A 13,829-nucleotide genomic window follows, 5' to 3' on the forward strand; every position below is an offset into this window, starting at 1 on the left:
CTGTACATCAGCGCGTCGAGCATCGCCCAGCACAACCTGAGGTTGCCGGCCAGCGGCCGGCACTACCAGATGAAACCAATTTTGCATCGCAGCACGACGCCCGATCTGGGATAGGCTTGGGGCCTGGATCCGTTGACCGAGGCCTGTGCGTCGCCGATGAACGAGTACCGCAGCAGCATCGAGTTTGCTTCTCCCGATCTTCCGCTTCGCGATGATGTGCGCCGGCTTGGCGCACTGGTCGGCGACCTGCTGGTCGAACAGGTGTCGGCCGCGTTTCTTGATGACGTCGAGGACGTGCGTACCCGCGCCATCGCCCGTCGCGAAAACCAGGCGCCGCTGTCGGAGCTGGCCGATGGCCTGGCCGGGCGCACGCCGCAGCAGGCCGAGACCATGGTGCGGGCCTTCAGCACCTACTTCCAGGTGGTCAACATCGCCGAGCGCGTGCATCGCATCCGCCGCCGCCGTGACTACCAGCGCGCCGGTACCGCGGGTGCGCAGCCGGATGGCCTGCAGGATGCACTGCAGCACTTGAGGGCGCAGGGCGTGGGCCTGGACGAACTGGCGCAGTGGCTGCCGCGCATCGACATCGAACCGGTGTTCACCGCGCATCCGACCGAAGCCGTGCGCCGCGCGCTGCTGGAGAAGGAGCAGCTGATGGTGGCCAGCCTGGTCGACAACCTCGACGGCCAGCGCACGCCGGGTGAGGCTGCCGCCGATGCCGCGCGCTTCCGCATGGCGCTCACCGCGTCGTGGCAGACCACCGATTCTTCACCGGTGCGGCCGACCGTCGATGACGAGCGCGAGCATGTGGGCTTCTATCTGGTGCAGGTGCTGTACCGGGTGATCCCGGTGCTGTACGAATCGCTGCAGCAGGCGCTGCGCGATACCTATGGCGAAGAATTGCCGCTGCCGCGGCTGCTGCGCTTTGGTACGTGGGTGGGCGGCGACATGGACGGCAATCCGAACGTGGATGCCCACACCATCCGCAATACGCTGGATGCGCAGCGGCAGGCGGTGCTCGGGCGCTACCAGAAGGAACTGCTGCAGCTGGCCAGCCTGCTCAGCCAGTCCACCGAGCGGGTAGGGGTGAGCGATGCGCTGCAGGCGCGCGTGGCGCAGTACCAGCAGCTGCTGCCGCAGGTGCAGTCGCGCCCGCGCCATGCCGACATGCCGTACCGCCTGCTCAATGACCGCATGCGCGCGCGCCTGCAGGCGACGCTGGACAATGGCGAGGGCGCCTACGCCGGCCCCGCCGAACTGATCGACGACCTGCAGCTGATCCTCGACAGCCTGCTTGCGAACCGTGGCGAGCACGCTGGTGGTTTTGCCGTGCAGCGTCTGCTGTGGCGGGTGAAGACCTTCGGCTTCCATCTGGCGCGGCTGGATGTGCGCCAGGAGTCGAGCGTGCATGCGCGCGCGCTGGCCGCCGTGCTGGGTGGCGAAGAGGCCTGGCAGGCGCTGGATGTGGCGGGCCGAGCGCGGCTGCTGAGCCCGCATGCCAGCGGTGAAACGGCATTGCCCAACGGCGACGACGAGGGCAACCAGCGGCTGGATGCGGTGTTCGCCGCGCTGGCCGATGCGCGTGCGCGGCATGGCAGCGATGCGCTGGGCAGCTACATCATCTCGATGGCGCACGACCGCAGCGACGTGCTGGCCGTGCTGGCGCTGGCGCGGCGTGGTGGCCTGGTCGATGCCGATGGCGGCGTGCCGCTGGACATCGCGCCGCTGTTTGAAACCGTGGACGATCTCAAGCGCGGCACCGCCACGCTGCGCGACCTGCTGGAGGATCCGGTGTACCGCGCGCACCTGCGTGCACGCGATGATGTTCAGATGGTGATGCTGGGCTACTCGGACAGCAGCAAGGACGGTGGCATCGCCGCCTCGCGCTGGGGCCTGCAGCGCGCGCAGGTGGAACTGCTGGAGGTGGCGGCCGAGGCGGGCATCCGGCTGACCTTCTTCCATGGCCGTGGCGGCTCGATCAGCCGTGGCGGTGGCAAGACCACGCACGCGGTGGATGCTTCACCACGCGGCAGCATCGATGGCCGCCTGCGAGTGACCGAGCAGGGCGAGGTGATCCATCGCAAGTACGGCATCCGCGCGCTGGCCCTGCGTTCGCTGGAACAGGCCACCGGTGCGGTGCTGCGCGCCAGCCTGCGCCCGCGTGCCGCCGAGCCGCGCGAGGATGAGTGGCGACCGGTGATGGATGCGGTGGCTGCGGCCAGCAGCGAGGTGTATCGCGGGTTCGTTGGCCAGGCCGGCTTCATGGATTACTTCCGTACCGCCACGCCGATCGATGTGATCGAACGGATGACGCTGGGCTCGCGTCCGTCGCGCCGGCTCGGCCAGGACGCAGCACTGGGCAACCTGCGTGCGATTCCCTGGGTGTTCGCCTGGAGCCAGGCGCGTGCCGTCATTCCCGGCTGGTACGGCGTAGGCAGCGGCCTGCAGGCGGCGGTGGATGCCGGCCACGAACAGACCCTGCGCGAAATGGCGCGTGACTGGCCGTTCTTCCGCACCTTCCTGGATGACATCGCGATGGTGCTGTCCAAGGGCGATATCACCATCGCCGAGCAGTTCTCGCTGTTGTCGGGCGGCCTGCACGACCGCTTCTTCCCGCAGGTGCAGCGCGAACTGGAACTCACCCGGCACTGGCTGCTGGCATTGATGGACCAGCAGACGCTGCTGGACCACGATGCGCGACTGGCGCTGTCGATCCGCCTGCGCAATCCCTATGTCGATCCGATCAGCGTGCTGCAGGTGGACCTGCTGCAGCGCTGGCGGGCCAGCGGACGCGAGGATGACGATCTGCTGCGCGCGCTGGTGGCCTGCGTGAACGGTGTTTCGCAGGGCGTGCAGAACACCGGGTGAGGTGTCGCGGTAGTGCCGGCGACGGCGGGTTCGACGCCAGCAGTTCCAGATGGCGCTGTTCCATTTCCTGGCGCAGCTGGCGGCGGATCAGCGCGGCAGCCTGGCGGCGCTTTTCGTCCGAGGTGACCGGCTGCAAGGGTGGCACCGGCGTCGGCCGGCCTTCCTCATCCACCGCCACCATGGTGAAGAAGCAGCTGTTGGCGTGGCGCACGCTACGCTTGAGGATGTCCTCGGCCACCACCTTGATGCCGATCTCCATCGACGAGGTGCCCGTGTAGTTCACCGATGCCAGGAAGGTGACCAGCTCGCCCACCGCGATGGGCTGGCGGAACATCACCTGGTCCACCGACAGGGTGACTACGTAGCTGCCGGCGTAACGGCTGGCGCAGGCGTAGGCGACCTGGTCGAGCAGGCGCAGGATCGCACCACCGTGGACCTTTCCGGAGAAATTGGCCATTTCCGGCGACATCAGCACGGTCATGGACAGCTGGTGGGTTTTCAGTTCGGTCGACATGCGGCGGATTGTATCGGCAACCGCGCGATTGTTTCCGGAGGCCATGAAAAAGCCGGCCAGCGGCCGGCTCTACCAGAAAGCAGAAGGGCCGCTTGCGCGGCCCTTCCTCAACGTCAGCCGACTAACAGTCGGCTCTACCGGTCGGCTCTACCCGCCGGCTTTACTTCAGCTTCGCATCGGCGCGCAGGGCGGCGGCGCGGTCGGTCTTCTCCCAGGAGAAGGCCGTGGCGTTGACGGTCTCGCCTTCGCCGTTGAGGTAGCTGAACTCCTTCGGCTTGCGGCCGAAGTGGCCGTAGGCCGCGGTCTGCTGGTACATCGGGTGGATCAGGTCCAGCATCTTGATGATGCCGTACGGGCGCAGGTCGAAGTGCTTGCGGATCAGCTTCTCGATCTTGTCGTCGCTGATCTTGCCGGTGCCGAAGGTGGTGACCGAGATCGAGGTCGGCTCAGCCACGCCGATGGCGTAGGAGACCTGCACTTCGCAACGGTCGGCCAGGCCGGCGGCAACCACGTTCTTGGCGACGTAGCGGGCCGCGTAGGCCGCCGAACGATCGACCTTGGACGGGTCCTTGCCGGAGAAGGCGCCACCACCGTGACGGGCCCAGCCGCCGTAGGTGTCGACGATGATCTTGCGGCCGGTCAGGCCGCAGTCGCCCACCGGGCCGCCGATCTCGAACTTGCCGGTCGGGTTGATGTGGAACTTGGTGCCCTTGTGCAGCCACTTGGCCGGCAGCACCGGCTTGATGATCTCTTCGCGGACGGCCTCGATGAGGTCCTTCTGCTTGATGCCCGGGGCATGCTGGGTCGACAGCACCACGGCGTCGATGGCCGAGACCACGCCGTTCTCATAGCGCAGGGTGACCTGGCTCTTGGCGTCCGGACGCAGCCACGACAGCGGCGAGTTCTTCTTCTTGCGGATCTTGGCCTGCTGCTCGACCAGGCGGTGCGACAGGTGGATCGCGGCCGGCATGTAGCTGTCGGTCTCGTTGGTGGCGTAGCCGAACATCAGGCCCTGGTCGCCCGCGCCCATTTCTTCCGGCTTCTTGCGGTCCACGCCCTGGGCGATGTGCGGCGACTGCTTGCCGATCAGGTTCAGCACGCCGCAGGTGGCGCCGTCGAAGCCGACGTCGGAGCTGTCGTAGCCGATGTCCGTGATGACCTTGCGGGTCAGGGCTTCCAGGTCGATCCAGGCGCTGGTGGTGATTTCACCGGCCACGATGGCAACGCCGGTCTTGACCATGGTCTCGCAGGCCACGCGGGCGCGCTGGTCCTGGGTCAGGATCGCGTCCAGCACCGCATCGGAGATCTGGTCGGCAACCTTGTCCGGATGGCCTTCGGAGACCGACTCGGAGGTGAAGAGATAGCTGGACATCAGGCGTAATATCCCTTGATTCGGATGGAAAGATGGGCGCGCATGATACACGGGGTGCGCCGCCTGTGCATTGTGAACCTGTACCGGTTGCCGGTGGTTAAGCCCGCGTAGGCCCGGCGAGGGCCGTCCTGACGGGATTGGGCCCCGGCTTCGAGGCCCAGTGTTCCAGCAGCGTGACAGCGGGCCGGGTGGCGAGGTGGGGCGGTTGCGGCCCCTCCGGCCGGGGGCGACCGTCATCGTTCTGCCCCGAAACCGCCATCTGGCTGCCGCCTGCCGGGCGCAGGCTGTCGGCCAATCCGGCCGCCGGGCATGAGTGGATCCGCCATGCAGGAACTTGAACAGCGTCTCCAGCAACGCTTTCCCGATTGGTTCCATGGCCGCCGTGGCCAACTGGCGCGGCCATTGCTTCGCAGCGTCGGGCGCTGGTCGCGGTTGGACCAGATCGAAGCGTTCCTGCAGCGCAGTGCAGGATTGCGCGGATTCGGCTTCGTCGCCGCCGGGCTGGAGTTCATCGATGGCCAGTACCAGGTGGATCCGGCCGCGTTGGCGAAGATCCCGGCCACCGGTCGCTTGCTGATCGTCGCCAACCACCCGTCCGGCGCACTGGACGCGCTGGCCCTGCTGGACGCGGTCGGCCGCATCCGCCGCGATGTGCGGATCGTGGCCAACGACCTGCTGGGGGCGATCGCGCCACTGCAGGACCTGCTGTTGCCGGTGCGCATCCTCGGTGGCAAGGCCCAGCGTGGCAGCCTGCACGCTGTGGAGGAGGCGCTGGCCGCCGAGCAGTGCGTGATCGTGTTCCCGGCCGGCGAGGTCTCGCGCCTCTCGCTGCGAGGCATCCGCGATGGTCGCTGGCAGCGCGGGTTCGTCCGCTTTGCCCGTGCCGCCGGGGCGCCGGTGCTGCCGGTACGGGTGGAAGCGCGCAATTCGGCGCTGTTCTACGGCGCCTCGACCCTGTTCAAGCCGGCCGGCACCGCGCTGCTGGCGCGCGAGATGTTCACCCGCCGCGGCCGCCCGCTGCGCCTGAGCATCGGTGAGCCGATGCAGCTGGGCAAGGGCGGTGACCCGGGCGCGCAGCTGCTGTCGGTACGCCGCGCGCTGTATGCGCTGGGCCGCAATGGCGCGGCCGGCAATGCCGCTGCCTTCGCAGGCCCCGAGCCGCTGGCGGCCCCGGTGCCACCCTCGCAGGTCGCCGCTGGGATTGCCGCAGCCACCCAGCTGGGCCAGACCGCCGACGGCAAGCAGATTCTGCTGGCCACTTGTACTGCCGATTCGCCGCTACTACTGGAGCTGGGCCGCCTGCGCGAACTGACCTTCCGCCAGGTGGGCGAGGGCACTGGGCGCAGCCGCGACCTGGACGATTACGACCCGCAGTACGAGCACATCGTGATCTGGGACGCGGCCGCGCAGCGCATCGCCGGCGCGTACCGGATCATGCGCGGCGCCCATGCGCTGGCCCGGCACGGACTGTCCGGGCTCTACAGCGCGTCGCTGTTCCGCTATTCCGACGATGCCATCACCCACATCGCCGAAGGCCTGGAACTGGGCCGCAGCTTCGTGGTGCCCGACTACTGGGGCAGCCGCAGCCTGGACTACCTGTGGCAGGGCATCGGTGCCTACCTGCAATGCAGGCCGGGCATCCGCTACCTGTTCGGCGCCGTGTCGATCAGCGCGGCGCTGCCACGCGATGCGCGCGAGCAGCTGGTGGCGTACTACCAGCGCTATTACAGCGGTACCGCTGGCCTGGCCGAATCGAACCGGCCGTTCCAGTACTTCGCCGCACCGCCGAGTTTCGGTGAGCTGGATGCAGGCGCCGCGTTCGACGTGCTCAAGGCCAACCTGGCCGCACTCGGCACCGGCGTGCCGACGCTGTATCGCCAGTACACCGATCTGTGCGAACCCGGTGGCGCGCGCTTCCTCGCCTTCGGTGTGGACCCGGACTTCAGCGATTCGATCGACGGCCTGATCGAAGTGGACCTGTGCGCGATCCGGCCGAACAAGCGCAAACGCTACCTGCGCGATGCGGGGACGCCGGCATGAGCGTGCTGGCGAACCTGTCGCCGCACCGGCGCGCAGTGTTCGTCTCCGACGTGCACCTGGGTTCACGTCATTGCCATGCCACCGAACTGGCACGTTTTCTCTCGCAGCTGCGCTGTGAGCGTCTGTACCTGGTCGGCGACATCATCGACCTGTGGTGGATGGCCCATCGCCGTGCCAACTGGCGGCAGTCGCACAGCGAGGTCATCCAGGCCCTGCACGCGCTGCGCCGTGCCGGCACCGAGATCATCTACATTCCCGGCAACCACGATGCCTCGCTGCGCCAGGTGTGCGGGCTGATGCTGCCAGCGATGCAGGTGCGCCGCCGCGCCATCCACGTGACCGCCGATGGCCGTCGCCTGCTGGTCGCGCACGGCGACGAGTACGACGGCGTGACCCACTTCGGTGGCCTGCAGGAGAGATTCGGCGACTGGCTGTACTACCGCATCCTGACCGGCAACCAGGCCTTGAATGCAGTGCGGCGCCGGCTGGGCATGCGCTACTGGTCGCTGTCGGAATTCCTGAAGAAGCGCAGTGGTGCCGCCGAACGCTACATCGAGCGTTTTGTGCAGGCCGGGCTGGATGACGTGCGCCGGCGCGGACTGGATGGCATCGTCTGTGGTCACATCCATCGCGCTGCGTTGATCGAACGCGATGGCCTGGTCTACGCCAACGACGGCGACTGGGTGGAGAGCCTGACCGCGCTGGCCGAAGACCACGATGGCGCGCTGCGCCTGCTCGATCACAACGGCCAGACCCTGGTGAAACTGCCGGGCGCGCGGTTGTCGCAGGCGGCGTAACCCGTTCCGTAGAGTCGACTGTCGCGTGTAGCGCGTGGTTTCCGCAGCCTGATGGGAGAGCAGTCGACCAGCAGTCGACTCTACAGACGCGGTGTCCGGGAGTGAGACGGCGCGCCCGCAAGCCGCTAGCATCGGCCCATGGATTCCCTGACCCAGATCGTGCTCGGCGGCGCCGTCGCTGCTGCCATCGCTCCGCCCGGCCATCGCCGCGCGGCCCTGCTGGCCGGTGCCGCGCTCGGCACCCTGCCGGACCTCGATGCCCTGTGGTTGGGCTTCACCGCCGCCGACCCGGTGGCGAACATGATCGAGCACCGCAGCTTCAGCCATTCGCTGCTGGTGCTGCCCTGGGTGGCGGCACTGATCTGGTGGTTGTTCAGGCGCTTCGGCAACGGCCGCGTCGCGCAGTCACCGGTGCGCTGGTTCTGGGCGATCCAGCTGGCGCTGGTCACCCATCCCGTGCTGGATGCGTTCACCGTCTACGGCACCCAGTTGTGGTGGCCGCTGCGCCCACACCCGACCATGGGTTCCAGTGTCTTCATCGTCGATCTTGGCTACACGGTGTGGCTGCTGCTGGGTTGCGTGCTGGCCTGGTTTGGCCGCGTCCGCCCCTGGGCTGGCAAGGTGCTGGGCGTGGCGTTGCTGGTCAGCAGCGCCTACCTGGGCTGGGGCCTGATCGCAAAGGCCCAGGTCGACCGTGCTGCCCAGCAGAGCCTGGCGGCGATGGGTCTGGGCGATGCACCGCGCTTCTCGGTGCCGATGCCGTTCAACACCCTGCTGTGGCGCGTGGTGGCGATGACGCCGAACGGCTACGTGGTGGGCGACCGCTCGCTGGTGGCCGACCATGGACCGATGCAGTTCGAAGGCCATGCGTCCAAGGTGCAGGCGTTGCGCGAAGCAGGGAGCATCCCGGCAGTGCAGCAGCTGACGTGGTTCAACCGTGGCTTCATGCGTGCACAGGTGGTGGATGGGCGGCTGGTCCTGAGTGACCTGCGCATGGGGCTGGAGCCTGACTACACCTTCAACTTCGCCGTGGCCGAGCAGGTCGACGGGCAGTGGCGACCGATCACACCCGAGCAGGTGCGGACGGATTACAGCAGCCCGGCCGCGCGCGCGGATGCCGGGCGCCGGCTGGCGGCGATATGGCAGCGGATCTGGCACGAGCCTGCAGCCTCCGGGACTGGTGCGGCACACCCGTAGATCCACGCCATGCGTGGATGGCGGGACCATCGGCAGTGCTGCGTTGGCTCAATACACCGTCGCGCGGCCCTGCACGAACGAGTAGAAGAACACCGCGTTCGGATCGTTCTGCACCAGGCGGAACTCGCGGCGCATACCTTCCACGGTTTCCTCGTCCACCGAGCCGGCCTGCAGCAGCTGGTCGGCGGCCGACAGCAGCAGCTGTTCCCAGAACGCGATCATCGTCTTGCGACGCGCCGGCTCGCGGTTGTCCAGGTGGATGGTCTTGATCTCGGTGTGCACGTCGCGGAAGCCGCCGGCCAGCAGCAGGTTGCCCAGTTTGGCGCCGACGAACGGGTCGCCCCCGTGGTCGTACTGGAAATCGTTGAAGGCCATCCAGTAGCGCCAGATGTGCGGCGAGTACGGATCGAGCAGGAACGAGGCATTCATCACTTCGGTGATGTACACCGGCGAACCCGGTGCCAGCACCCGGCGCACTTCGCTCAGCACACGTGCGGGTGACGGCACGTGCTCCAGCACCCAGCACAGGAACGCCGCGTCGAAGCTGCGTGCCTCGAACGGCAGCTCACCGGCATCGGCCTGCTGCAGGGTGTAGCGGTCGCTGCACCACGGCGTGCGCGCCAGGTTCTCGCGCGCGGTGGCCAGCTGCGTTTCGCTCAGGTCCACGCCGGTCACGTGCAGCTCGGGGAAGCGGCGCAGCAGGATCTCGGTCTGTGCGCCCACGCCGCTGCCGACTTCCAGCAGGCGCCGCGCGCCGCTGTAGTCGATCTGGCCGAAGATGCTCGATTCCAGCAGCCGGGCCTGGGTCATCAGGCGCTGCTGCTCGGTGCCGGAAAACCCGTGCAGATAGGTCGGGGAGGAAATCGGCGGGGTCATGGTGGGCTCTTGTAGCGTCGAGCTGGCTCGACTGTTCGCAAACGCGGGGCTGGCGGCTCAGGCCGCCGAAGGCAGCGCCGGTTCCCCGGCGATCAGGCGGTCGAAGTATTCGGTGGTCAATGCGATCTGGCTGGCCGGATCCTCGGCACGGTTGACCACCGCGCGGAAAGCGGCATTCTCCGGCCGGTCCTTGGCATACCAGCCCAGGTGCTTGCGCGCGATGCGCACGCCCTGCGGCTCGCCATAGAACGCATGCAGCGCGTGCAGGTGGCCAAGCAGGATGTCGCGCACTTCCGCCAGTGATGGCGGTGGCAGTTCCTCGCCGGTGGCCAGGTAGTGCGCCACTTCGCGGAAGATCCACGGCCGGCCCTGCGCCGAGCGACCGATCATCACCGCATCCACGCCGGTTTCCTTCAGGACGTAGGCGGCCTTCTGCGGCGAATCGATATCGCCGTTGGCGATCACCGGAATGCGCAGCGCGGCCTTGATCTCGCCGATCGTGGCGTACTCCGCCTGGCCGGTGTAGTGCTGGTCGCGGGTACGGCCGTGCACCGCCAGTGCCGCGATACCGCTGTCCTCGGCGATGCGTGCGATCAGCGGGCCATTGCGATGGTCGCAGTCCCAACCGGTGCGGATCTTCAGCGTGACCGGCACGTCCACTGCGTTGACCACGGCCTCGAGGATGCGCGCCACCAGTTGCTCGTCGCGCATCAGTGCCGAACCGGCCCAGGCGTTGCACACCTTCTTGGCCGGGCAGCCCATGTTGATGTCGATGATCTGCGCGCCGTGGTCGACGTTGTAGCGCGCGGCCTCGGCCAGCTGCTGCGGCTCGGTGCCGGCGATCTGCACGCTGATCGGGGCCGGTTCGCCGTCATGGTCCATGCGGTGGATCGACTTGCGCGTGTTCCAGAAGCGCGGATCACTGATGGTCATTTCCGAGGCGGCCAGACCCGCGCCCAGCCGTTTGCACAGCAGGCGGAAGGGCTTGTCGGTGACGCCGGCCATGGGCGCCAGCACGACGTTGGGGGCAATGGTGTACGGGCCGATCTGCATGCGCTCATTGTAGGGCGCGCGCGGCGGTACGGCCGCGTCGGGCGCGGTCCGGTTCAGGCCGATCGGCACCGACCTCATGCCGTACCGGCATCAGCAGATGCTTGACGGTTGCTTCCGCCGCCCCCACGGGCGGGCGATGGTGGGCGGCTACCCCAGGCTCTGCCAGGCCTGGCCGGTACCCAGCGCGAAGGCCAGCCCCAGGCTGAGGCAGACCACTGAACTGACCACCCAGAAGCGCCGGCCGTTGTAGCCGGGCCGGAGCAGGGCCAGCCCGAAGCCCATCGCCGCGCGCAGCAGCAACAGCAGGGCGATGCCCGACAGGACCAGACGGCTGGCCGGCAGCGGCGAATGCCAGCCCGCGGCTGCCAGTGCGTACAGCGTCCAGGCCACCAGCACGGCAGTGATGCCGGCGGTCATCAGCGGCGGCCACCAATGCCCGGCCTGTGCCAGCCGGACCATGCGCTGGCCAGCACCGAAGTACCTGTACCACGCGGCGCCGAAGGCAATGCAGCCGATATGCAGCAGCGCCGCAGCGGCACTGCCTGCGGCCGCGACCAGCAACCAGGGGAATCCGTCCATGTCCTGCCCGTGCAAGGAAGCTGCGCGGATCGTGAGCGAGGGGCAGGATGTGGGCAATGCGACAGGCGGTCGCAGGGGCTGGGCAATGGGCGAAATAAAGGCCCAGGTGCCTGTGCACCCGGGCCTTGTCATCCACGCGTGGCGTGGAATTACTTGGCTTCGGCGTCGGCCGGGGTGAAGCGCGGCATCGCCGCTGCAGCGCCTTCCTTCTCGGTCGAGCGACCGGCGAACTGGTTGGCAAAGCGCACGTGGCGGGCGAACGGTGCATCGGCCACCTGTGCCAGCGACGCAGCCAGCGCACCGTTGAAGGCATCACCGGCACCGGTGGTGTCGATGGCCTGCACCTGTTCGGCACCGACGCGGTAGTACGGCTGGGTATCGCCGCGCAGGTTCTCGTCGGCGTGAGAGACGAACACGCCCACCGAACCCAGGGTCACCACCACCGTGCCGTTGCCGACCAGCTTGCGGCACAGCGCATGCAGGCTGGCGCCATCCAGCGCCGCGACGTCGTTGGCATCCACGCGCTCGCCGACATGGCGGCCGAGCAGGGCGGCGAACTCGGTCTCGTTCGGGGTGATCACATCGGCCAGCTTGAGCAGGCCGATGGTCGAGGGCGCATCGGCCGGCGCGGTGTTGAGCACGGTGGTGACACCGGCCTCGCGGGCCGTGGCCAGCGCCGCTTCGATGGTCTGCACCGGCGATTCCAGCTGCACCAGCACCACCTTGGCACCGGCCAGCAGGGCCTGCTGCTGTTGCAGGAAATCGGTGCCCAGCGCGGCATTGGCGCCGGGGCCGATCACGATCGTGTTGCGGCCACGGGCATCGACGTAGATGCCGGCGGTGCCGGTCGGCTCGCTGCTGGCCTCGGCGATCAGCGCGAAGCCATCATGCGCAGCCAGTTCGCGCGCAGTGGCGCCACCGGCGTCATCGCCCAACGCACACACGAAGTGGGTGTCCGCACCAGCGCGGCAGGCCGCCACGGCCTGGTTGAAGCCCTTGCCACCGGGGCCGGTGCTGTAGCGGCCGGCAATGGTCGCACCCGGTGCCGGCAGCGTTTCGCACCGCCACACGTGATCGACATTGAAGGAACCGACGACAACGACACTGCTGCTCATAGGAAATCTTTTCTCAACCAGGGGTTCAACTGAAGTGCGTCAGCACGCCGGCGATGGTCGCCGTCATGAAGGTGGCAATGGTACCGCCCAGCACCGCGCGCAGGCCGAACTTGGCCAGGTCGTGGCGGCGCTCCGGCGCCAGGCCACCGATACCGCCGATCTGGATCGCGATCGAGCTGAAGTTGGCGAAGCCGCACAGCGCGTAAGTGGCAATCAGGCGGCCTTCGGCGGACAGGCTCACGCCCGGGATCTGGCCGTTCACGATCTGCGACAGTTCGGTGTAGGCGACGAACTCGTTGATCACGACCTTCTGGCCGATCAGCGAGCCGACGGTGGTGGCGTCGGCCCACGGCGTGCCGATCACCCAGGCGATCGGGGCCAGCAGATAGCCGAAGATGGTCGACAGGTTGGTCGGCTTGCCGATGGCAGCGGCCAGGCCGGTCACTTCGCCCACCCAGGTCAGCGGCGCGTTCAGCAGCGCGATAAGGGCGATGAAGGCCAGCAGCATCGCGCCGATGTTCAGCGCCAGCTTCAGGCCGTCGCCGGCGCCGGCCGCAGCCGCGTCGATGATGTTGCTGGAGGTCTTTTCGACTTCCATCTTCACCGTGCCGCGGGTGAGCGGGGTGCCGGTTTCCGGGATCAGCAGCTTGGCCACGACCAAGGTGGCCGGCGCGGCCATGATGCTGGCCGCCAGCAGATGCTTGGCGTAGAAGGCCTGCTGCGCTGGGTCGCCGCCGCCAAGCATGCCCACGTAGGCCGCCAGCACGCCGCCGGCGATGTGTGCCATGCCGCCGATCATCATGGTCAGCAGCTCGGACTGGGTCATCCTGGCGATGTACGGGCGCACGGTCAGCGGCGCCTCGGTCTGGCCGATGAAGACGCTGGCGCAGACGCTGGTGGTTTCCGCACCGGACACACGCATGACCTTGGTGATCGCCCACGCCATCACGCGCACGATCGCCTGCATGATGTTCAGGTGGTACATCACCCCCATCAGCGCCGAGAAGAAGATGATGGTCGGCAGCACCTGGAAGGCGAAGATGAAGCCGTAATTCTTGGTGTCCATCAACGAGCCGAAGATGAAACCGGAACCCTCGTTGACGAAGCTCAGCACCTTGACGAAGCCGTGGCCCAGCGCGTCGAACACGTCGCGCCCGCCCGGCACCAGGATCACCAACGCCGCGAAGGCGATCTGCAGGGTGATACCGGTGGCAACCAGCTTCCAGTCAACCGCGCGCTTGTTATTGGAAAACAACCAGGTGATGCCGATCAGCACCGCCAACCCGAACAGGCCGAAGCCGATCCTGCCCAAACCTTCGACCATGTGAGTGACTCCCCTGGGGCGTCGCGAAAAACGGGAAGCCTAGTGCAGGGCAGGGGCCGGGGCAAGAAAAAGCAGCGTGCGCGCGGCCAACGGT

10 protein-coding genes and 1 pseudogene are annotated in these 13,829 nt (G+C 67.7%); 4 read left to right on the top strand and 7 right to left on the bottom strand.

Going from position 1 to position 13,829, the window contains the following annotated elements; genetic code table 11:
- Positions 1-156: 156 nt before the first annotated feature.
- Positions 157-2,868 (top strand): phosphoenolpyruvate carboxylase, encoded by a 2,712-nt coding sequence (gene ppc, locus H4O10_RS13445; protein ID WP_049454860.1) that lies wholly within the window; start codon positions 157-159, stop codon positions 2,866-2,868.
- 40 nt (positions 2,869-2,908) lie between these two features.
- On the opposite strand, the pseudogene H4O10_RS22410 reads toward ppc, so the two are convergent.
- Both H4O10_RS22410 and metK read right to left on the bottom strand, forming a co-directional pair.
- Positions 2,909-3,382, bottom strand: a pseudogene (locus tag H4O10_RS22410) (acyl-CoA thioesterase); the annotation flags it as partial.
- Positions 3,383-3,542: 160 nt separating this feature from the next.
- Positions 3,543-4,754 (bottom strand): methionine adenosyltransferase, encoded by a 1,212-nt coding sequence (metK, locus tag H4O10_RS13455; protein WP_005408103.1) that lies wholly within the window; start codon positions 4,752-4,754, stop codon positions 3,543-3,545.
- A 324-nt stretch (positions 4,755-5,078) separates the two neighbouring features.
- Between metK and H4O10_RS13460 the strand changes: the two genes are divergently transcribed.
- The 3 genes from H4O10_RS13460 (at position 5,079) to H4O10_RS13470 (ending at position 8,788) form a co-directional block, all read left to right on the top strand.
- Complete coding sequence (locus H4O10_RS13460; RefSeq protein WP_033834452.1) at positions 5,079-6,794, top strand: lysophospholipid acyltransferase family protein; 1,716 nt, start codon at positions 5,079-5,081, stop codon at positions 6,792-6,794.
- Positions 6,791-7,591, top strand: coding sequence for a UDP-2,3-diacylglucosamine diphosphatase (locus H4O10_RS13465; RefSeq protein ID WP_033834453.1), 801 nt, complete (start codon positions 6,791-6,793; stop codon positions 7,589-7,591). The genes H4O10_RS13460 and H4O10_RS13465 overlap by 4 nt, the downstream gene beginning before the upstream one ends.
- A 138-nt stretch (positions 7,592-7,729) precedes the next feature.
- The gene (locus H4O10_RS13470; RefSeq protein ID WP_049454858.1) at positions 7,730-8,788 is read left to right on the top strand and encodes a metal-dependent hydrolase; all 1,059 of its coding nucleotides are present in this window, start codon (positions 7,730-7,732) and stop codon (positions 8,786-8,788) included.
- 48 nt (positions 8,789-8,836) lie between these two features.
- Here the strand turns inward: H4O10_RS13470 and H4O10_RS13475 are convergent, their stop codons facing one another.
- The 5 genes from H4O10_RS13475 to H4O10_RS13495 all read right to left on the bottom strand — a co-directional run bounded on the left by H4O10_RS13475 (position 8,837) and on the right by H4O10_RS13495 (position 13,735).
- Positions 8,837-9,664 (bottom strand): class I SAM-dependent methyltransferase, encoded by an 828-nt coding sequence (locus H4O10_RS13475; protein ID WP_005408109.1) that lies wholly within the window; start codon positions 9,662-9,664, stop codon positions 8,837-8,839.
- A gap of 57 nt (positions 9,665-9,721) precedes the next feature.
- On the bottom strand, positions 9,722-10,717 hold the full coding sequence (gene dusB / locus H4O10_RS13480; RefSeq protein WP_012479176.1) for a tRNA dihydrouridine synthase DusB: 996 nt from the start codon (positions 10,715-10,717) through the stop codon (positions 9,722-9,724).
- Between the two features lie 147 nt (positions 10,718-10,864).
- Positions 10,865-11,296 carry a hypothetical protein gene (locus tag H4O10_RS13485; protein ID WP_049402351.1) on the bottom strand — a complete coding sequence of 144 codons (432 nt, stop codon included), beginning with the start codon at positions 11,294-11,296 and terminating at the stop codon, positions 10,865-10,867.
- Positions 11,297-11,445: 149 nt separating this feature from the next.
- The gene (locus tag H4O10_RS13490; RefSeq protein ID WP_019661097.1) at positions 11,446-12,411 is read right to left on the bottom strand and encodes a ribokinase; all 966 of its coding nucleotides are present in this window, start codon (positions 12,409-12,411) and stop codon (positions 11,446-11,448) included.
- Positions 12,412-12,436: 25 nt separating this feature from the next.
- The gene (locus H4O10_RS13495; RefSeq protein ID WP_049454856.1) at positions 12,437-13,735 is read right to left on the bottom strand and encodes a nucleoside transporter C-terminal domain-containing protein; all 1,299 of its coding nucleotides are present in this window, start codon (positions 13,733-13,735) and stop codon (positions 12,437-12,439) included.
- Positions 13,736-13,829: the final 94 nt, after the last annotated feature.

This window comes from Stenotrophomonas sp. I18B00994 (genome assembly GCF_014145825.1).
In the GTDB taxonomy this organism is placed as follows: Bacteria; Pseudomonadota; Gammaproteobacteria; order Xanthomonadales; family Xanthomonadaceae; genus Stenotrophomonas; species Stenotrophomonas maltophilia.

What these genes read in the sequence shown, in the direction of transcription:
- ppc (WP_049454860.1), top strand. Translation starts at nt 157, where the DNA reads ATGAACGAGTACCGCAGCAGCATCGAGTTTGCTTCTCCCGATCTTCCG.
- H4O10_RS13465 (WP_033834453.1), top strand. Translation starts at nt 6,791, where the DNA reads ATGAGCGTGCTGGCGAACCTGTCGCCGCACCGGCGCGCAGTGTTCGTC.
- H4O10_RS13495 (WP_049454856.1), bottom strand. Translation starts at nt 13,735, where the DNA reads ATGGTCGAAGGTTTGGGCAGGATCGGCTTCGGCCTGTTCGGGTTGGCG.
- dusB (WP_012479176.1), bottom strand. Translation starts at nt 10,717, where the DNA reads ATGCAGATCGGCCCGTACACCATTGCCCCCAACGTCGTGCTGGCGCCC.
- H4O10_RS13485 (WP_049402351.1), bottom strand. Translation starts at nt 11,296, where the DNA reads ATGGACGGATTCCCCTGGTTGCTGGTCGCGGCCGCAGGCAGTGCCGCT.
- H4O10_RS13475 (WP_005408109.1), bottom strand. Translation starts at nt 9,664, where the DNA reads ATGACCCCGCCGATTTCCTCCCCGACCTATCTGCACGGGTTTTCCGGC.
- H4O10_RS13460 (WP_033834452.1), top strand. Translation starts at nt 5,079, where the DNA reads ATGCAGGAACTTGAACAGCGTCTCCAGCAACGCTTTCCCGATTGGTTC.
- H4O10_RS13490 (WP_019661097.1), bottom strand. Translation starts at nt 12,411, where the DNA reads ATGAGCAGCAGTGTCGTTGTCGTCGGTTCCTTCAATGTCGATCACGTG.
- H4O10_RS13470 (WP_049454858.1), top strand. Translation starts at nt 7,730, where the DNA reads ATGGATTCCCTGACCCAGATCGTGCTCGGCGGCGCCGTCGCTGCTGCC.
- metK (WP_005408103.1), bottom strand. Translation starts at nt 4,754, where the DNA reads ATGTCCAGCTATCTCTTCACCTCCGAGTCGGTCTCCGAAGGCCATCCG.